A 268-nucleotide genomic window follows, 5' to 3' on the forward strand; every position below is an offset into this window, starting at 1 on the left:
TAACAGCAGGGAGCCCAGGTACGCAGCGACCAGCGCGGCGAGCAGGATCTGGCCGAGGTCGGTGCCGTAAGGGGCGAAGAACGAACCGCAGCGGCCCGGCACCACGAAGCGGGGTTTGGCGCGCTCGGTCTCGATCTCCCGTAGCGCGCGCAGGCGGTCCTGGTGTTGTCGGCGAGCGCGGCGAGGGTGGAGCTGGCGCCGGTGCCGCCGCGCTGTGCGGCAGGGAGAGGGCGGCGAGCACCGCGTCTGCGTCCGGGCTGTCGAGATC

General features: G+C 72.8%; 1 pseudogene. It reads right to left on the reverse strand.

The window, feature by feature from the left end:
- A pseudogene (locus BN358_RS28205) lies at positions 1-268 on the reverse strand (hypothetical protein); the annotation flags it as partial.

The organism is Sedimentibacter sp. B4, from assembly GCF_000309315.1.
Taxonomy (GTDB): Bacteria; Bacillota; Clostridia; order Tissierellales; family Sedimentibacteraceae; genus Sedimentibacter; species Sedimentibacter saalensis.